This is a genomic window from Cellulophaga baltica (genome assembly GCF_900102165.1).
Lineage (GTDB): Bacteria > Bacteroidota > Bacteroidia > Flavobacteriales > Flavobacteriaceae > Cellulophaga > Cellulophaga baltica.
Window position 1 is genome coordinate 1 of record NZ_FNBD01000014.1, and the last position, 18,099, is coordinate 18,099.

Sequence of the window (18,099 nt, forward strand, 5' to 3'; positions counted from 1 at the left end):
GATAACAGTGGATAGATTAGTGCTTGAAAAAAAGAAATTTACTTTTAAATACCATACACACTTACATATAAATAGTAAGGGAAAAACATATTATTATGTTTATGATCTTGCTTGGATGGAATTTTCAAATGACGAAATTCTAATCATTAGAAAATAAAAATAGAATGTTTAAATTCAATCAAAATTATATATCTTTAGAAAGATAAAGACAAATATTATTTGTTTTTAAATGGTTTGATATGACTTTAGTGTGCAATTAGGTGAATCATACAAAATTAAAAGTGTTTAAAATATTGTTAATCAGGAGTTTGTGATTTTTTATCAAATCCTGCCACCCCGACCAAAGCCTTCTGAGAAATCAGAAGGCTTTTTTTATGTTCAAAAATTTCTCCTGCTAAGTACTTCTTCCTCCTCTTTAATTTGTTTGATTTATTAGTTTGCAACATTTATATGTTCGCAAAAAGAAGTACTAACCTTTCTAAGGTATCTATGGCTGTAACAGGGCTTAGAATTGATCTTTTGTTTGCTGTTGGAAGCTAAGTACATAAAGCAATTAAGAGTGCTTTATGTGCTATTAGAATAATTTCGGATTTGAAATTACAAATTCTTCTTTCTTTGCGGATTTCCTGAAATTAATAGTGAGTGGTGTATTGTTATTTGGGTTTTTAAATAGAACATTAATCTTTAAAAACAAATCAAAACTATCACCAAACTAAGGTCTATTCCGATTGGTGAAAATTTAGGAGTTCAAAGGAGTTTTATTCGATACTACTGCTAACCAATAAACCACCTTGATGTAGGTGGTTTATTATATAAATGCGATAAATTAGTTTGCGTATTCTTGACTAGTTTTGAGCTTCTAGTTTATCTAATCGCTTTTGTAGCTCAATATATTTAGCATCTAGTGCTTCTAACTTTTGGAGCTTCTTTTCTTGTTGAATAATGTACAAGGTTAACTCTTCTATTTTTTTAAGTAGATTCATGTCCATTTCTCCTTGCAATACTCCGTTTTCTTCAAACTCTTTTGCCGAAGGTATTTCTGGTAGGTGGCTATTCTCTTTTATGTATTGTTCTAAGTCTTCTATGGTTCTTAGGTTGTATTCTTTTTTAAATACATAATCAGGAGCAGGAACACTAAGGTCTATTTTTACTTCCTCTGCATGAATATTACCTTTAACAGTTAATTTCATATCTGGAGTTGTTGTTCCAATACCTATATTGCCATTTGCACGAGCAATACTAATAGCATTCATGTCATTTGTATTATCGGTACTATTTACATTGTTAACGCCAATATTTAAAATATTGTTTGTGCCATCATAATTGATGAAACCACCTTGAAGGTTATCTTGTGTAAAACGTAAATATCTAGAAGTATTTAATCCGTAAATTGTGACATCACCTTCATTTACTTGAAGTTTGGTAGTGGGACTAGAAGTTCCAATACCTACACCTCCGTTTGCGGGAAATATGTTTTGTGCATTAACTCCTAAACTTGTACCCACCAATAGGATTGAAAAGATTACCTTTTTCATAGTACTATAATTTTATTCTTTTTTATTAATTGCTAATTGTAGCGATTTAACCTCTCAAGATTGTGTTGTTTTAAAAGATTTAGCACTCCTATTAATTGCTTCTTTTTATTACCAAATAAGGAATTCCACTAGCTGAAAATTCGCCATTTAGCTCAGAACTAAATCGTATACCTAATGTTATTTCCGTATCTGGAAGCTCATTAATAATATCATTAGAGCGTTCAGTTTGCTTGTTATCAAAGATAGCATTGGTTCTAATCAGTGTATTGTTGATCCCTACACTACTCGTTACATTATAAAGTTCCACTAATGCAAAGTTAAGCGTATTATTTACGTAAGGATCTGATTCAAAAAAGATAGCACCTACATTTTCAAAATTACTTTTATTGAAACTAATACCAGAGACAATAATTGGTGTGCTACTTGTTGTAGTTGCAGCGGTACCAATACCTTCAACAATTTTAATTCTAATCTCTTCATTTATAATACCATCCAAGCCATTACAAACATATTTGGTGATCAAAATTTCTGCTTCGTCTAGGATTTGATTTCCATTTAAGTCTATCCCTGTATCTATTTTAATTCCTCCGTTTTCACAAAATGTTCCATCTGGTTCATCGGTAATATTAATTAAGCTCAAGCCACTGTTTTCTGTAAAACAGGTATAGGTTGTATATTCTACTTCAGTATCATTTAGAACGCCATCATTATTTACATCTATACCATAATCAACTTTTAAGCCTCCATTTGCACAGTTAACCCCTGAATTCTCATTCGTAATTCTAGTTAATCCATTATTGTCACCATCAATACCATTACAAATAAAGGCAGAAGAAGTTATTTCGCTTTCTTCCAAATTACCGTTTCCGTCGATATCTAAACCTGAATTTATTTTGATACCTCCATTAGCACAATTCGCTCCTGCAGGTTCTGTTATTACTGTAGTTAAACTAGTACTACCATTTATGCCATTACAAACATATCTAGTATTCTGAATTTCATTAGTTTCTAAAATACCGTTTTCATTGGCATCTAGTCCTGTTTCAATTTTTTGCCCGCCATTTTCACAATTGCTCCCTGGAGCTTCATCAGAAATGTTTATCAAGCTAGTAGCACCATTAGATCCTTGAGCACCAGTAGCACCCGTAGATCCTTGATCACCTTCACAGGCTATAAATAGAAATGATATGATTAAAAAAAATAAATTTATTTTTTTCATGGATTTTAGAAATTATATTATAATTGATCCTATTTTTTTTACCTTAAAACTCTAAGGAAATGAAAAAATACGTATGCAAAATTAAGGTATTTATAGAACATAGTTGTACTAAGTTTATTTACGTGCCAATTAGCGTAAAACTATTGGTTGTAATGAATAGCATCATGTCTTTTTCATAATCTAAGGTTGCAACATGAAAATATAGGGAATTATAAGAATATATTAAATTGATTTCTTCCAAATTCATGAAATTCTAGCTGAAAGTACTTTTAGCTGTAATTTTTATAGAAAATTTGCATTGTTATTCAATCACCAACAACTCCATAATTTCGGTATTTCCTTGCATTTCGGCATGTGCCAAAGCTGTATTACCTCTATTATCTTTAATTGTTTTGTCGGCGTTATTCTGAAGTAAGTAATTTACGATTTCAATATGGCCAAAAGTACTGGCGTAAATTAATGCGGTAGCATCATTGGCGTTCTGCTCATTCACAGACGTACCATTGTCAATTAATGTTTTAGCGATATCTAGATAGCCTTTAAAACAAACACCCATTAGTGCGGTATTGCCAGAAAAATCTTTGGCATTTACGGCACAACCATGTTGTATTAAAAAGTTTACAACCTCTAATTGATTGCTATAAGCCGCTAAAATAAGTGGTGTAAAACCTTTGTCATCAACGGCATTGATAATATCATTATTGGCATTAAACAGGATGGTGATTTCGTTTAAATCGCCATTTCTTGAGGCTTCAAAAATAGATTGTGCATTCATAGTTGAATTGTATATTAAAATTAAAAGGGCTATTGTATATTTTTTCATAGGGAATAAGTTAATTTGAGGGGCTAGGAACACTCCCTCTAGTATAAATTGTACTGCTACTTCATAAAATCTTTCTGTGAATAACCAAGCGCTTGCGCTATTCTCATTCCAAAATTGCTATCTGCTTTGTAGAAGTAGGTAATCATTGTTTTTTGAATGTTCTTGTCCGCTACTTGACTTAAATCTCCCCTTAAGTTTTTTATCAAATTATCTTGTTCTTGAGTTGTCAATGTCCTATAGAAATCACCTGCTTGAGCAAAATCATTAGTCTTTGTAATTTTCTTTTGAACAATAGTTACATTAGTAAGTGTTGTTTCTGATTGTTTGTACTGTTTGTCTTCTGCCAGTGATGCTTTGCTGCTTGGTTGGTAGTTGACGTCTGGATTTTCAAATTTCTTATTGCCATAGCTACTCCAGCTATCGGAGTTATAATTTTTTGGAGTTTCTAGAGGCTGATTTATTTTTAATTGCTGAAAATTAGGACCAAGTCTATGTCTTTGCGTATCAAAATAAGAAAACAATCGTCCTTGTAAAAGCTTATCCTCAGAGGGCTCAATGCCGGGAATTAATGAACCTGGAGAAAAGGCAAGACTTTCTACTTGTTCAAAATAATTAATTGGGTTTTGATTTAATGTCATCGTACCAATCTTAATTTTTTCAATTGTATCTGCAGGCCAATCTTTGGTAGCATCTAAAGGCCAAAAATCAAAAGAATGCAAGTCTTCTGGCTTAATCATTTGTACATATAAATCCCACTGTGGGTATTTTTTCTCTGCGATATCTTTCCGTAAGCTTACGGTGGCATGTTGCCAATCTAAACCTTGTTGTTTTGAAGCTTCTTCTACGGTAAGATTTTTTTCTCCTTGTTTAGAAACCCATGAATATTTTATATAGGTAACCTTACCTTCTTTATTAATCCATTTATAACCATGAACACTACTACCATTCATGTATTGATATCCTTTAGGAATTCCTAAGTCGGTGTATAACCGCGTTAGCATATGTGTAGCTTCAGGTACGTGGGAAAAGAAATCAAAAAACCGGTTAGGATCTTGCTTATTGGTCTCCGGTGATGGCTTAAGAGAATGCACCATATCAGGAAATTTAATCGCATCTCTGATAAAGAAAATAGGTAAATTATTCCCTACTATATCATAATTACCTTCTGTAGAATAGAATTTCACAGCAAAACCTCTTGGGTCTCTTGCTGTTTCTGGAGAGCCTTTACCGTGTATTACGGTAGAAAAACGAGCAGCTACGTCGGTTCTTTTTCCAGCTGTACTAAAAATTACTGCTTTGGTATACTCAGACATATCTTTGCTAGCTTCAAAATAACCAGATGCACCAGCACCTCTTGGGTGAACTACCCGTTCAGGAATTCGCTCTCTATCAAAAGCAGCTAATTTTTCAATTAGTAAGATATCTTCTAATAATACAGGGCCGTATTCACCAACAGTTTTTGAGTTTTGATTGTCACCAACAGGAACCCCGCCATTCGTGGTTATGGTGTTACCAGATTGGGATACGCACACCATGGAGACAGATACCATAAAAAGTAGTACTAAATTTTTCTTCATTTTCATATCTATTTAATTTATTAAGACGCGGTAAAATTCATGTACTTCTAGGTATTAATCAAATTAATACTTTATATATTTGTATTGTTAAAATTTATATTAATACAGCATGACCCTACAGCAACTAGAGTATGTAATTGCCTTAGATACTTATAGACACTTTGTTACGGCAGCAGAAAAGTGTTTTGTGACGCAACCAACAATTACCATTCAGGTAAAGAAACTAGAGGAAGAAATTGGTTTTTTAATTTTTGATAAAAGTAAATTCCCCTTAAAACCCACAGATTTAGGCGAAATGTTCATTCAGAAATCTAAAGTAATTCTACGTGAGGTGGGAGAGCTGAAAAATATGGTGAGTGTAGAATTAGATAATCTAGAAGGGGAATATCGCTTAGCGGTACTCCCAACAATTTCTCCGTATTTAATTCCCTTAATTTCTGGTGCTTTTTCGGAAAAATATCCAAATACAATTCTTAAAATACAAGAAATGGAAAGTGACCAGATTATCATGGCACTTCAAAAAAAAGAAATTGATATGGGGATATTAGTAACCCCATTAAATGAGCCTTATATCAGAGAAGTTAAACTGTATAATGAACCCTTTATATTTTATGGTCAGAAAAATTATTTTCCAGCACATAAAAAAAGTATTGCTGTCACTGAAATTGAAACGCTAGATAATATATGGCTTTTAGAAAAAGGACATTGTTTTAGAAATCAAGTCTTAAATATCTGTGGAAATGTGGAAAGCACTAAAACTATTCAGTTTCAAAGTGGTTCTATTGAAGCTTTAAAAAAGATGGTAGATAATTATGGCGGATTCACTTTAGTGCCAGAAATGGCCATTGATACAGGAGACAAGGGTACTATTATTCATTTTACAGAACCTAAGCCAGTACGGGAAGTGAGTTTGGTAACGCATCATTCTTTTAGTAAGGATGTTTTGTTAGATGCCTTGCGTTTAGAGATTTTAAATAAAACGCCCGAAGAATTTGTGAAAAACGAGCGCTTTATTAAAATAAATTGGAGATAATAAGGGCTTACTTTAAATGTTCTAGTAAGTCTTGAGGCTCTGCTCTATTTCTATAATCAGCATCTAAAAATGCGTATTGAATTACTTTGTTTTGTCCAATAATATAGGTGGCCGCTAAGGGTAATTCCCCTTTATCGTTTCCATTAAATTTGCTTAATTCAAAACCATTTTCATAGATTTCTTTTACATCTTCGGTCAGTTTAAATACAACCTTATATTCGTATCCAACTTTATTGTCAAGATCACTTAATACTTCAAATTCTAAATCATTTTTTTCTTTAGTGGAAATTGAATTATCAGGCGTTTCTGGTGTAATCGCTAAGAGACTAGCTCCTAATTTTTTAAACTCAGGAAGCATCTCTTGCATGTAATGCAATTGCATGTTGCAATATGGGCACCAACCTCCTCTGTACCACATCAAAATTACAGGACCATTTTCTAGTTCATCATACAGTGTAATTTTTTTACCTAATGCATTCGGTAAAGTGAAATTTATTGCGGTTTCGCCTACTTGCAACGCGTTACCAACGATGTTAGTTTCTACGACGGCAGCAATACCTTCAGCGTATTTTTGTTTTTTATCTTCAGAAGCCGAACTCTCAAAAGCGGCTTTCTTTTCGTTAATTTCTTTTTCTAAGGGTCTTATTTTTTTAGTATTTTCCATGTTCTGTCTTTTTTAATTAGTACGTTTCGTAATGTCATAATTACAAATAAGGCATACTATATTATAAACCTACTAAATATTAGCTAATGAACTTCGAAATCTGTGTTATGAGAGTAGTAAATATGCCGTTTGAGGTAGTTCTGTTTTTTATAGCATTTAAAACCTATAAGTTGTAGCTCAATTATGGAGTAACGCTGATCACCGAGTTTAGATTTTATCAGTCCAATAGAATTTCTTCGCTATAATTTTTTCTTTTTCTCTTTTCAAAAATTCAAGATAGGCAAGTGCCGCTGGCGAAAGTTTTTTTGATTTTAACCATATTAGATTCCATTCAGAACTTATGGGTAATCCTTTAACGGGTATAATTTCAATATCATTATTTCGAAGCTCATTTCGCAAACCAATTAACGGCATAATGGAGCAACCTAAACCAGAAATTACTGCCTGTTTTACTGCTTCATTAGATGTTAATTCTAATTTTTTATTTACGGATAATTTATTTTTGCCGATGAATGTTTCCATAGCGCTTCTAGTAGCAGAACCTTGCTCTCTGTAAATTAATGGAACTTCCTCAAAAAGTCTTTTTTTAGATAATTTTTCAGGTAGATTTAATTCTTTACTGGCCACATAAAATAACTTATTCTGCATGAGCGCTATTTTATCAATGATCAACTTTTTGGGTAATACAGATACCAAGGCAAAATCTACTTCATTGGCTTCTAGGCTTTCAATGACGCGAGACTTATTAGTCACGTCAATGATTAATTCTACCCCTTTATTTTGTTTCATAAAATCGGATAGAAAATATGGCATTACATACTTTCCTGTAGACACAACAGATAATTTAAGTCTCCCGGAAAGTTGTCCTCTATAGGCTAAGGTTTTATAATTAATGGCATGTACTTCATTTAAAATTTTGTCTGCCGCTTGGGCAATTTCTTTTCCGAAATCGGTAACGTAAAGTTGTCTTCCAACTACTTCTGTTAACGGGATAGGGAATTGATCTTGGAAATTTTTTAATTGAATAGAAACCGCAGGTTGGGTTAGGTTTAATGCTTCAGATGCTTTTGTAATACTCTGTAATTCAGATATTTTCAGGAAAATCTGAAGCTGATGAAGGGTATAATGCATAAAATTTATTTATGTTTAATATAATAAATATAAATAAAAATAAATGAATATAAAGTTTAAACTTTGCCCTCGAAATAAATATTCATCTAAAACAAATTAGCAGTATGAAAACGCAAGAACTTGAAATGACACCAATCGCAACGCAAAAAGTTCAACTAGTGAAAGGAGAATTTACACCTTCAGAAGCTTCTGATATTGTAATTAATTTAATCAGAGAGAAAATTAATTTTCACAAGCTACAGCGCTTACAATTATGGGAAGGAGATCATAACTGTAAGACTGATCAAATTGATACACGAATTGATGAGTTGAACCAAGAAAAAGAGACTATGTTGAAATTTATCAATAGCCACAGAAATCTTGGCTTTACACTAAAAATTAACGGAATCATAGAAGTAGAAGTTGCCGAATAATACCAATTCAAAATCAAATTAATATGCAACCAATGAAATCTAATGTATTACCCTTTTTGGGTCTTTTGATACTTACTGTTTTTATTCTACTGTCTTATTTAAATAATAGTATTTTTTTAGAAAATTTAATCGCTTGTAGTGTAATTCTAGGGATTGTTTTTTTACTTAAAATAGGAGAGAGTCAAACTAGTAAGAAGCGTAATAGTACTAAATAGTGTCTACTATTATCTTAACAGACGCTTATTTCTTGATTTTAATTTTTAATAGTTCAAACTAAATATCAACTAATGAATTTAAATAGTAATTCTATTTCCAGTATTTCTAATCAACAAAATAGTACTAGGACTGATTTTGTTTCAAAGATGGTAGTCGTATTCTTGTGGCTTCTCTTTGGTTCGAATGTATTGTATTTACTAAGCTCACTTTATCAATTGCCAAATTGGTACTATGGCGATCTATTCAGAATTAATGGTTTCACCCTATTAATATGGACTACAGTTACTTTTTTTAGTGCTGTAATTAGTACGTATGCTAGGAAATACCTTATAGGTTTTCGGTTTAAGTCTAAATTCATGATTCTATGTTTAGCCTTTACTGCAGCGGTTCTCTTATTAGTAGCTTCTAATCATGTATTCTTATTTTTAATTAGCTGGCTTTTAATGGGGCTCCTCATGTCTAATTTAATAGGTATAGATACTACGTTAGGAGAAGCTAAGCAAGCATTGAATTTTACTCGCAATTATTTCTTGGCCGGCACATTTTTTCTAGTGCTAGGGGTCTATCTTCTCGTACTTTCAAGCAAGGAAACTACCTTAGAAAGTATTACGGCCGTAGTTTTTAAATTGCCTCTATTTATTACTATTCCCGCTGGCATATGTATTATTATCGCTGCAATGATACAATCAGCCATTTACCCTTTTCATCGCTGGTTGTTATCTGCAATGACAGCGCCCACCCCAGCATCTGCTTTAATGCACGCAGGTTTTGTAAATGGTTCAGGAATCTTATTAACTTTATTTGCCTCATTACTATACGCATCAAACTCTTTGAATATACTACTGGTGATAGGTGCGGTTACCGCTATTGTGGCACAGTTTACAAAATTGTTGCAAACAAATGTAAAGCACAAATTAGCATGTTCTACCATTGCTCAAATGGGCTATATGATCATGCAGTGTGGTTTAGGGTTTTTTAATGCTGCCATTGTGCACCTAATTCTTCACGGATTCTACAAAGCATATTTATTTCTTTCTTCTGGAGAAGAAATAGGACAAACCAAGGTTCAAATCCCACTGCCTTTAAGTATAAGACCTTTTCAAGGTATGCTGGTTATATTATTCGGGCTTTTCGGAGCCTATTTCTTTATAATACTAACAGGTAAAGGTATGAAGTTAGATAGTGGCGTTTTTTTAACGCTAATTGTTGCTATAACCGTAGGTCAAATCACTTATAATATTGTCAAAGAGCGGAGTTTATCAATGTTTCAGAAAATCATTGTGCCACCTATTCTTTTATTCTTAGGCATCGTAATGTATGCCTTTATGTACAATGGAGTTACCTTACTAATGGGAGATATGCCGTACATAGCGCAACCAATACCATTAACATGGCTACCGATTAGTTTTGGCCTTATTTTTCTGATAGGTTTCTTTATTATGAAACTGGGCATGTATAAAAGTCATCCTTGGCTTTACGTGAAACTTTTAAACCTTTCCCAACCTTATAAAAATTCAGTCTTAATGTATAAATCTAGATTAAAATGAATCAAAATATATTAACAGCCATTAATGGTGCATCGGAAATTATAGGGACTACTTGGCCGCTTTATACTTTCGTGGCTTCTAATCCGCTTTCAGGATATGAAAACAAACCTTTTGAAGAGGCAGTTGCCTTAGCGGAGAAATATCTACAGGCTAATACCTTTCCTAAGGCTACTGTTTACCAACAGGCCTATGATACAGGATTAATAGATGATGCGATACTTACAACGCTTCTTAAAAAAAATGGTTTCACGAAAACTCCTGAATTTTATTTAAATCAATTGTCGGAGAAAAAAGAGGTCTTAGAAGTAAATCTTAGTCATGATGTAGACCGCATTATGACCAAATGGTTATCTGCTTTTTTGGATGAAGGACTGGCAGAATGGACCATGCCTTTCAAGGAAAAAGGATTCTTTACAGCTTGGAGGGCATTGGCTCCTTATGATACAGATCTGAATGATGTTTTTAAAAAAGAGATTCCAGAGACCGCTTGCGAAGTAATTGACCATATACTACAAGAGATCCCTAGTGCCGACTATGAATTAATATTTAAGTATCATTTAGCAGCATTACCCGGTTGGATAGGTTATATAAAGTACCGTACTAATGCTAAATCTGATTGGGAGCAAAAATATCCACTGGCATTACTAGATTATTTAGCTGTTAGATTATGGATTTGTAAAAATTTAGGTCATACAATAGTACCAGATTTTGCAGATGAGGGTTTCATGAACGAAAGTGTTAGCATGCAACATTTATGGCTGCAAGCTTGGGAAAAAAGCTATCAGAAAGAATTATCAGAAAAATTAACAACGCAAGCCAAGAATATCGCTCTTCATACGACAGACGGCGTAAAAGAGGCGCAATTTGTTTTTTGTATTGATACCAGATCTGAAGTAATAAGACGTCATGTAGAATCAAAAGGAAATTATGAAACTTTTGGGTATGCTGGTTTTTTTGGAATTGCAATGGATTATAAAAGTCTTCAGGATGATAACACACGAAAATCATGTCCGCCAATAGTTTCCTCAGTATACACGGTAACCGAAGAAGCTCAGGAAAACAAAGCGCACGAGTATAATACTTTAGGAAAGCGAATTAAGGTTTTAAATTTTTCAAAATACCTTTTTAAACGGATGAAAAATATCCTACCATCTGCTTTTGGATATGTAGAAGGTTCTGGATTAGTATATGGTCTAGGAATGGTGGCTAAAACGCTTTTTCCGAGTAAACTGCTTAAAATAAGACAAAGAACGGCACTTCATCATGAAGCCAGTTGTCAACCCGTACTTCAAAAAAATACAATTGAAGCAACTTATGAATTAGATATCCCTTTAGTAGAAAAAGTGGGAATTGTCAAATCGGCTTTTGATCTTTTAGGATGGACTCAATTTGCTCCAATTGTTGTTTTTGTAGGGCACGGAAGTCTTACAACTAATAACCCATTTAGCTCAAGTTTAGACTGCGGAGCTTGTGCAGCAAGTCCAGGACGCCACAATGCAAGAATGTTAGCCAGTCTTGCAAATTTACCAGAAGTGAAAGAACGTTTGAATGTTGATCATGGAATACTTATTCCAGAAGGAACCATATTTCTTGGAGCAGAGCATAATACTACGACAGATTGTATAGCTATATTTGATGCCCAAGCACCAGATTCTCATGTGCACCTAATAAGAAAAATAAAGCTAAATTTAATGGAAGCACAAAAAACGGCTACACAAGATCGTTTAGGCATTTCCGCTAAAAGTATTGCCCTTGCAGAACGTAAGGCTGCAGATTGGGGAGAAACTAGGCCTGAATGGGGCTTAGCAAAAAATGCAAGTTTTGTGATCGCTCCACGAAATTTGACGAAGCATATAAACCTTGATGCTCGTAGTTTTTTACATTCTTATGATTGGAAGTTAGACACAAGCGGTAAAGCACTAGAAGGTATTATGCAAGGCCCAATGGTGGTCACACAATGGATTAACAATCACTATTATTTCTCTACCATTGACAATAATATATTTGGAGGAGGAACAAAAATAACACATAATGTTACGGGGAAATTTGGTGTAGTACAAGGTAACGGAGGAGATCTGAAAATGGGCTTGCCGCTACAATCGCTTTTTGCAACCGATGATGAAATGTACCATCAACCTCTAAGACTTTCAGTGGTCATACAAGCGCCTATCTCTAGGGTTAAATCTATTCTTGATAGAAATGAAAAGCTAAAAAGTTTATTGGATAATAAATGGATTTATCTAATGGTGATGGATCCCATACAAGAAGATAAAATATTTACCTATGAGCAGTCACAAAAATGGTCCGGTGATGCCATTAAAAATTCTAGTGAAGAACAGCTTTTGGAAAAGCTAGCCTTGGAAGTTGCTTTATAGTAATTAGAGTGCTAAAGAAAAAGAGGATCATTAATTAAAATGATCCTCTTTTTCTCATATAGCTAAATTTTAAGAGACATAATGGAAATCTATCTGTGACATACGCGTTACTTAAAAGTTTCTTTCCGTTAGCGGACTCTAATAAATACCACTACTTTAGAGGTTCAAAGAAAAATAGCAATAATGGATAATATACTAACCTTTAGCTTAACCGTATTTATGGGCTTTTTTGCCATCATGAATCCTATAGCAAATACACCTATTTTTTTAGGTCTTGTAGAAGGTAAAGATAAAGAACAGAAAAAAAAGATTGCAAAAACGGGAACCATCACGGCTTTTATAATTGTGGTGTCTTTTATTCTTGCAGGGAAATATATTTTTGAACTTTTCGGAATTACGATTCCGGCATTTAAGATTACCGGTGGGATATTAATATTTTATGTGGGGTTCGAAATGTTGATGTCTAAAAAATCTAAGATTCATAGTACGGAAGATAAAGAAGATGATAGCAGTGTTGGAATATCACCTTTAGCTATTCCCATCCTTGCAGGACCGGGGACTATCGTAACAGGAATGAATTTTGTAACCGATGCCAGTTATACACATATAGGTGTGGTTATTGGTGTTTTTGGCTTGATGATTTTCTTAACGTATGTAGCTTTTGTTTTAAGTGATGTCATTGTAAAGAAGGTAGGGCAGAATCTAATTTCAGTTATAGGAAAATTAATGGGGCTTATTCTTGCCATCATTGGAACCGGTATGATTGTAGAAGGTATTAAACTTAGTTTTAATCTTTAGTAGTTTTTTATACCTTATTTTAGTGCAGGTATACCATGAATGATTCAATAACTGGGATAAATGATTTTTTTAAGAATTCTTTTTTTTATAGCCATAGTGTTTCAGGTTTCTTGTCAAGAGGTAAAGAAGGAGAGCGCTAGTCCGTCTTCCACTGCGGAGAAATCTACAATAAAAACGGAACCACAGAAAACTAGATTAGATACTATTTTAGATGTTTTTGAGCAGAAACCGATTTATAAAGCTAGAGGTTTTGATTTTCCTATCGCAAAGCCTAATGCTAAGGGCTATTATAATGCACAACCTTTTGGAACTAACAATCATCTTGGAGAAGATTGGAATGCTGTCACTGGCGGAGATTCCGATTTAGGAGATCCTATTTATGCCACAGCAAATGGTTTTGTTAATTTTGCTACTGATATTGGTAGTGGCTGGGGAAAGATTATCCGTATATGGCATACCACAGTAGATGGAGTAGTAGTAGAGTCTTTGTATGCACATTGCGATACGATACTTGTGGAACAGGGCCAATATGTGTTTAAAGGCGATACTATTGGAACCATAGGAAACGCAGGTGGTATTTATTTGGCTCATTTACATTTCGAAATTAGAGATGATGTATTGTTGCCTGTAGGAGCAGGTTATGCTACCGAAACAGAAGGATACCCAGATCCTACTAAATTTATCAAGGCGCATAGACAATAGCTGTGCAGAAGCCATAAATTTTACGAAAATGAAAATAAAAAAACTTGTTTACCTTTTAATAGCGCCATTTATAGTTCTTTTATGTATGGCGGCGGGAAATGAGCGTAGCGCTTATACTCCTCAGGATATTGAAATAAAGAAAACTTGGAATTCTTTTTTAAAGGCTATTGATAAAAAAGAGAGAAGGTCTTTTAAAGACCTGTCTAAATCTAAAATTAGATGCTACCCTTGTTTAGAGAATACGCCAGAAGAACAAGCGTATATTTCTCAATTACACGAAACAGATACATTGTGGTATGATACCATTTATGAAGATTTAATCTATGTGCCTGTTGATACTTTTATTACTCAAGATTTTGATCTGTTTTTCAATCCAGGGTTTGTAACCCTTTTAAAAGAAAGAGAAACTACTTTTTACAAACAAGACTTGGAGGGCGTCTCCTATTGGGAAATTTTAGTCACCACCACAGAACCAACCTTTTTTCATGAAGGAGGGCAACATCATTTTAGATTTGAAAAATGCGCTGATGGATGGAAACTCAACGAGATAGGAACCATACCTTAATCCAGTATGCTATCGAAAAAAAGCAAGGTATCTTTAATGTGTTCTTGCCAGTAGCTCCATTCATGTTTTCCTTCAAACTCTTGGTAGGTATGCTGTATATGCTCCTTTTTTAATCGTTGATGAAGTGTTCTGTTTTGTTCTATTAAAAGATCATTCATACCACAATCAAACCGGAACGGAGGTAAGCGCAATTTATTTTTTTGCAATAATAAAAATACATCTTCATCGGTCAGATTTTCCTGATTGTAATTGTTTTCATCCTCCTCTACAAATAAATGCATTTGGTTTTTATTCGTAATAGAAGAATGGCCAGATAGTCCTTTATAAATTTCAGGATATTTAGCTCCCAAGCGCAACGCACCATATCCACCCATTGATAATCCTGCGATACATAATGGTGATGTTTTACTGGTACACGCTATATTTTCTATCACGGCTTGGTTAACATCTTTGGTAATCCACGCTTCAAAGTCCTTACCAGAATGTGGTAAATAAGCAGAGCCGTCTCCCCATAGTCCATCAGAGGGCATGGCAAGTACCATAGGTTTTATTTTTCCTTCTTGCATCATTTGCAATGCAGTGAAATGTACGCCTGCTTTATGTGCCCATATCCAAGCGCTGCCATATACACCATGTAGGAGCGTAATTATAGGCACATCTTTTAGATCTTTAAAAGGAGGTACAAAAACACAAATATCACCACGCCCTTTTAAATTTGGCGTTTTAATGGTCATAAATCGCAGATGGTTACTTTCAAATTCAGGGTTCGATAGTTCTGTGGTTTTAAATGTGGTCATATTTTTTTAGTTGAAATTAATCAAAAACAATAACGCCCTTTGCATTTTTACCCGAAAGCATATCATCAAAAGCAAGTTGTAAATTATCAAGAGCATACGTACGGGTAATCATTTCATCTAGCAATAAATCGCTATTTTTGTAATGTGCTATAATCTTAGGGAAATCTGTTTGCGGATTGCATTTTCCATATAACGGATTGATGTAAATTTTATCCCATTCAAAGAGCGACATGTCGATTAAAACTTCTTCTTCTATACCGCTTACTTGCACTGCTGTTCCTGCATTTCTAACCATAGCTAAAGGAGCAGCACCCAGCGCTGGTATTGCTGTACATTCAAAGGCATAATCTGCACCACGACCATCGGTCATGTTTCTTACTTCTTTCGCAGCTTCTAAAAGTCCCTTATCATTTTTACTAGCAAGAATAGTATGTGTGGCTCCAAACTGTTTCGCCATTTCTAAACGATTCTCATTTATATCAATTGCTATAATTTTAGATGCTTTAGAAACTTTTGCTCCTTGAATAACATTTAATCCTACCCCTCCTGTACCTAAAACAACTACGGAGCTATTTTTGGTTACTTTAGCAGAATTTACAGCAGATCCGTATCCTGTCATTACTCCACAACTAATAATACTTGCAGCTGGAAAAGGCATTTTATCGTAAGTATTTTTTACAACGGCAGATTCTTTTACTAAAGTATATTCTGACAATGTTCCAATATTAAAGGAGCGTATAATAGGGGTGTTATTCCATTTGGTGCCTTCTAAATGCGCATGTCCTGGCGTGTACCCATTTCCTCCAGCAACTACGGGCGAATTATTTTCGCAAATATGTTGGTTTTTTTCTTTGCATTGAAAACATGTACCACAAGGGGTGGCCCAGTTTAAAATTACAGCATCACCTACCTTAACGGTCGTTACCTTAGCACCAATTGCCTTTACAATTCCGGCGCCTTCATGCCCCATAACAATAGGTTTTCCCCAAGAGAGCGAATCATGATCTGTATGGCAAAGTCCAGCAGCTTTTATGGCCACCAATACTTCATCTTCTTGTGGGTTTTCTACGGTAACATAGTCAATAAGAAATGATCCGTCACCTTTTGCAATAGCACTTTTTGATTGTATAGACATAATAATAGTTATAAAAAGCTAGTTGGGGTTATAGCAATACTTGAATCTTTAATTTTTTCTTTATTTAGTTGTTGCTTCGATTGGATAAATCTTCCGCCTAGAATATATGCTTTTGCATTGTTTACAGCATCTACAGCCAGCAATTCATCATCCTTAAAATACCAAAAAGAGACGCTTTTTTCTTTGGCGGTTTCAACACGTTTCACCAATTGGTTATAGCCTGTAGTAAGTCCCACAATTTGTAACTTTACATCATACTGATCTGACCAAAACCAGGGGATTGTATTATAGTGTTTCTCATGGCCACAAATACTGGCGGCTGCTATTTTAGCTTGATCTACCGCATTTTGTACAGATTCTAATCGGATGTTTTTGTTGTAATGAGGACTGTAGTGATTGGTGCAATCTCCAATAGCATAAATAGACTCATCACTGGTCTTGCAGGTACTATCTACTTTAATTCCATTTGCTAGTTCTAACCCTAACTGTTCCGCTAATTCTGTATTCACCAAAATACCAACGCCTACTACAATGATATCAGCTTCATATATACTACCATCATTACAGCTAATGATGTTTGTTTTATTGTGATGTGCTAATTGGGTTACGTTTTTGTTGCAGTGTATGGCAACAGCATTATCATGATGTAATTTTTCGAAAAAGTGAGACATTTCAGGTGCTGTCACTCGAGCTAACACTCGAGGTTCTCGTTCTAAAACAGTGACAGTTGCACCTAGTTTTTTTAAAGATGCGGCAGTTTCTAATCCAATATAGCCACCACCAATGATCGCTACTTTTTTAGAGATTGATTTTTTTAAAGCGGTTCTAATGGCCACGGCATCTACAATAGAGCGCATGGGGAATATATTTTTGACAGTATCTATTCCTTTAATATTCGGAATTATAGGTCGTGCACCTGTAGCTAAGATTAAAAAGTCATAGTGATATTCTTTTCCGTCTTGGCAAGTAACGGTTTGATCTTTTGCATTGGCAGAAGCAATACTTATCCCAAGTTTTAAAGTGATATCATCTGTTGTATAGCTTTCTAATGGATATAAAGCATCAATTTTTTGATGGTCTTCTGCATTTAAGTATGACTTAGAAAGGGGTGGTTTGTGATAGGGGAGCGTGGCCTCCTTATCAAAAAGTAATATAGAACCCTGCCAACCTTCTTTTCTAAGGGCGAAAGCAAAATTTACGCCAGCATGACTAGCGCCAATAATGATACACGTTTGTGAACTTTTTCCTGTCATCTAATCTATTATGCAACATTAACAACTATGCCATCAATGGCATCAGTGACTTGAATTTGGCAGGACAATCTGCTGTAATTTGTGGTTTTATCATCAAACTCTAGCATATCACTTTCCATTTCATTTGGCGGACCTATTTTTGTCCAATCTTCTGGTTGTACGTAAATATGACAGGTAGCACAAGAGCATACCCCTCCGCAATTTCCTTCAATTCCTTCAATCTTGTTTTGCAGCGCTAACTCCATCAAATTACCAGAGTTACCGGATACCACAGTGCTTTTATTATCACTTGAAATAAATGTTATTTGAGCCATTA

At 34.4% G+C, this 18,099-nt stretch carries 17 protein-coding genes; 7 read left to right on the top strand and 10 right to left on the bottom strand.

Features of this window, described 5'->3' with window-relative positions; genetic code table 11:
- Positions 1 to 845: 845 nt before the first annotated feature.
- The 4 genes from BLQ19_RS18095 to BLQ19_RS18110 form a co-directional block, all read right to left on the bottom strand.
- Positions 846 to 1,535 (bottom strand): tail fiber protein, encoded by a 690-nt coding sequence (locus BLQ19_RS18095; RefSeq protein ID WP_074539263.1) that lies wholly within the window; start codon positions 1,533 to 1,535, stop codon positions 846 to 848.
- A 91-nt stretch (positions 1,536 to 1,626) separates the two neighbouring features.
- Complete coding sequence (locus tag BLQ19_RS18100) at positions 1,627 to 2,754, bottom strand: DUF7151 family protein (protein ID WP_074539264.1); 1,128 nt, start codon at positions 2,752 to 2,754, stop codon at positions 1,627 to 1,629.
- 301 nt (positions 2,755 to 3,055) lie between these two features.
- Complete coding sequence (locus tag BLQ19_RS18105) at positions 3,056 to 3,577, bottom strand: ankyrin repeat domain-containing protein (RefSeq protein ID WP_074539265.1); 522 nt, start codon at positions 3,575 to 3,577, stop codon at positions 3,056 to 3,058.
- Between the two features lie 56 nt (positions 3,578 to 3,633).
- Positions 3,634 to 5,154: a catalase gene (locus tag BLQ19_RS18110; RefSeq protein ID WP_074539319.1), complete on the bottom strand. Its 1,521-nt coding sequence runs from the start codon at positions 5,152 to 5,154 to the stop codon at positions 3,634 to 3,636.
- Positions 5,155 to 5,263: 109 nt separating this feature from the next.
- Here BLQ19_RS18110 and BLQ19_RS18115 point away from each other — a divergent pair, with 109 nt between their 5' ends.
- On the top strand, positions 5,264 to 6,187 hold the full coding sequence (locus BLQ19_RS18115; protein ID WP_029448690.1) for a hydrogen peroxide-inducible genes activator: 924 nt from the start codon (positions 5,264 to 5,266) through the stop codon (positions 6,185 to 6,187).
- Positions 6,188 to 6,194: 7 nt separating this feature from the next.
- On the opposite strand, the gene BLQ19_RS18120 is transcribed toward BLQ19_RS18115, so the two are convergent.
- Entirely contained in the window at positions 6,195 to 6,851 is a 657-nt protein-coding gene (locus tag BLQ19_RS18120; protein WP_074539266.1) for a peroxiredoxin-like family protein, read from the bottom strand.
- Positions 6,852 to 7,058: 207 nt separating this feature from the next.
- A complete protein-coding gene (locus BLQ19_RS18125) occupies positions 7,059 to 7,982 on the bottom strand; it encodes a LysR family transcriptional regulator (RefSeq protein WP_074539267.1) in 924 nt (307 codons plus the stop codon).
- A gap of 104 nt (positions 7,983 to 8,086) precedes the next feature.
- Between BLQ19_RS18125 and BLQ19_RS18130 the strand changes: the two genes are divergently transcribed.
- The 6 genes from BLQ19_RS18130 (at position 8,087) to BLQ19_RS18160 (ending at position 14,598) form a co-directional block, all read left to right on the top strand.
- Complete coding sequence (locus BLQ19_RS18130; protein WP_074539268.1) at positions 8,087 to 8,395, top strand: hypothetical protein; 309 nt, start codon at positions 8,087 to 8,089, stop codon at positions 8,393 to 8,395.
- 287 nt (positions 8,396 to 8,682) lie between these two features.
- The gene (locus tag BLQ19_RS18140; protein WP_074539270.1) at positions 8,683 to 10,158 is read left to right on the top strand and encodes a proton-conducting transporter transmembrane domain-containing protein; all 1,476 of its coding nucleotides are present in this window, start codon (positions 8,683 to 8,685) and stop codon (positions 10,156 to 10,158) included.
- Complete coding sequence (locus BLQ19_RS18145; RefSeq protein ID WP_074539271.1) at positions 10,155 to 12,533, top strand: DUF2309 domain-containing protein; 2,379 nt, start codon at positions 10,155 to 10,157, stop codon at positions 12,531 to 12,533. Before BLQ19_RS18140 ends, BLQ19_RS18145 begins: the two co-directional genes overlap by 4 nt.
- A gap of 183 nt (positions 12,534 to 12,716) precedes the next feature.
- The gene (locus BLQ19_RS18150) at positions 12,717 to 13,331 is read left to right on the top strand and encodes a MarC family protein (protein ID WP_074539272.1); all 615 of its coding nucleotides are present in this window, start codon (positions 12,717 to 12,719) and stop codon (positions 13,329 to 13,331) included.
- A gap of 60 nt (positions 13,332 to 13,391) precedes the next feature.
- Positions 13,392 to 14,033, top strand: coding sequence for a M23 family metallopeptidase (locus tag BLQ19_RS18155; protein ID WP_074539273.1), 642 nt, complete (start codon positions 13,392 to 13,394; stop codon positions 14,031 to 14,033).
- A 28-nt stretch (positions 14,034 to 14,061) separates the two neighbouring features.
- Positions 14,062 to 14,598, top strand: a complete 537-nt coding sequence (locus tag BLQ19_RS18160) for a hypothetical protein (protein ID WP_074539274.1) — start codon at positions 14,062 to 14,064, stop codon at positions 14,596 to 14,598.
- On the opposite strand, the gene BLQ19_RS18165 is transcribed toward BLQ19_RS18160, so the two are convergent.
- From BLQ19_RS18165 to BLQ19_RS18180, 4 genes are read right to left on the bottom strand one after another with little or no spacing between them, the layout of a single operon-like run.
- On the bottom strand, positions 14,595 to 15,395 hold the full coding sequence (locus BLQ19_RS18165) for an alpha/beta hydrolase (protein WP_074539275.1): 801 nt from the start codon (positions 15,393 to 15,395) through the stop codon (positions 14,595 to 14,597). The genes BLQ19_RS18160 and BLQ19_RS18165 overlap by 4 nt on opposite strands.
- Before the next feature lie 16 nt (positions 15,396 to 15,411).
- Positions 15,412 to 16,530, bottom strand: a complete 1,119-nt coding sequence (locus BLQ19_RS18170; RefSeq protein ID WP_074539276.1) for an alcohol dehydrogenase catalytic domain-containing protein — start codon at positions 16,528 to 16,530, stop codon at positions 15,412 to 15,414.
- An 8-nt stretch (positions 16,531 to 16,538) separates the two neighbouring features.
- Positions 16,539 to 17,783: an NAD(P)/FAD-dependent oxidoreductase gene (locus BLQ19_RS18175; RefSeq protein WP_074539277.1), complete on the bottom strand. Its 1,245-nt coding sequence runs from the start codon at positions 17,781 to 17,783 to the stop codon at positions 16,539 to 16,541.
- 8 nt (positions 17,784 to 17,791) lie between these two features.
- Complete coding sequence (locus BLQ19_RS18180) at positions 17,792 to 18,097, bottom strand: 2Fe-2S iron-sulfur cluster-binding protein (protein WP_074539278.1); 306 nt, start codon at positions 18,095 to 18,097, stop codon at positions 17,792 to 17,794.
- Positions 18,098 to 18,099: the final 2 nt, after the last annotated feature.

Coding starts and splice junctions, on each gene's coding strand:
- BLQ19_RS18095 (WP_074539263.1), bottom strand. CDS start 1,535: ATGAAAAAGGTAATCTTTTCAATCCTATTGGTGGGTACAAGTTTAGGA.
- BLQ19_RS18100 (WP_074539264.1), bottom strand. CDS start 2,754: ATGAAAAAAATAAATTTATTTTTTTTAATCATATCATTTCTATTTATA.
- BLQ19_RS18105 (WP_074539265.1), bottom strand. CDS start 3,577: ATGAAAAAATATACAATAGCCCTTTTAATTTTAATATACAATTCAACT.
- BLQ19_RS18110 (WP_074539319.1), bottom strand. CDS start 5,154: ATGAAGAAAAATTTAGTACTACTTTTTATGGTATCTGTCTCCATGGTG.
- BLQ19_RS18115 (WP_029448690.1), top strand. CDS start 5,264: ATGACCCTACAGCAACTAGAGTATGTAATTGCCTTAGATACTTATAGA.
- BLQ19_RS18120 (WP_074539266.1), bottom strand. CDS start 6,851: ATGGAAAATACTAAAAAAATAAGACCCTTAGAAAAAGAAATTAACGAA.
- BLQ19_RS18125 (WP_074539267.1), bottom strand. CDS start 7,982: ATGCATTATACCCTTCATCAGCTTCAGATTTTCCTGAAAATATCTGAA.
- BLQ19_RS18130 (WP_074539268.1), top strand. CDS start 8,087: ATGAAAACGCAAGAACTTGAAATGACACCAATCGCAACGCAAAAAGTT.
- BLQ19_RS18140 (WP_074539270.1), top strand. CDS start 8,683: ATGAATTTAAATAGTAATTCTATTTCCAGTATTTCTAATCAACAAAAT.
- BLQ19_RS18145 (WP_074539271.1), top strand. CDS start 10,155: ATGAATCAAAATATATTAACAGCCATTAATGGTGCATCGGAAATTATA.
- BLQ19_RS18150 (WP_074539272.1), top strand. CDS start 12,717: ATGGATAATATACTAACCTTTAGCTTAACCGTATTTATGGGCTTTTTT.
- BLQ19_RS18155 (WP_074539273.1), top strand. CDS start 13,392: ATGATTTTTTTAAGAATTCTTTTTTTTATAGCCATAGTGTTTCAGGTT.
- BLQ19_RS18160 (WP_074539274.1), top strand. CDS start 14,062: ATGAAAATAAAAAAACTTGTTTACCTTTTAATAGCGCCATTTATAGTT.
- BLQ19_RS18165 (WP_074539275.1), bottom strand. CDS start 15,395: ATGACCACATTTAAAACCACAGAACTATCGAACCCTGAATTTGAAAGT.
- BLQ19_RS18170 (WP_074539276.1), bottom strand. CDS start 16,530: ATGTCTATACAATCAAAAAGTGCTATTGCAAAAGGTGACGGATCATTT.
- BLQ19_RS18175 (WP_074539277.1), bottom strand. CDS start 17,783: ATGACAGGAAAAAGTTCACAAACGTGTATCATTATTGGCGCTAGTCAT.
- BLQ19_RS18180 (WP_074539278.1), bottom strand. CDS start 18,097: ATGGCTCAAATAACATTTATTTCAAGTGATAATAAAAGCACTGTGGTA.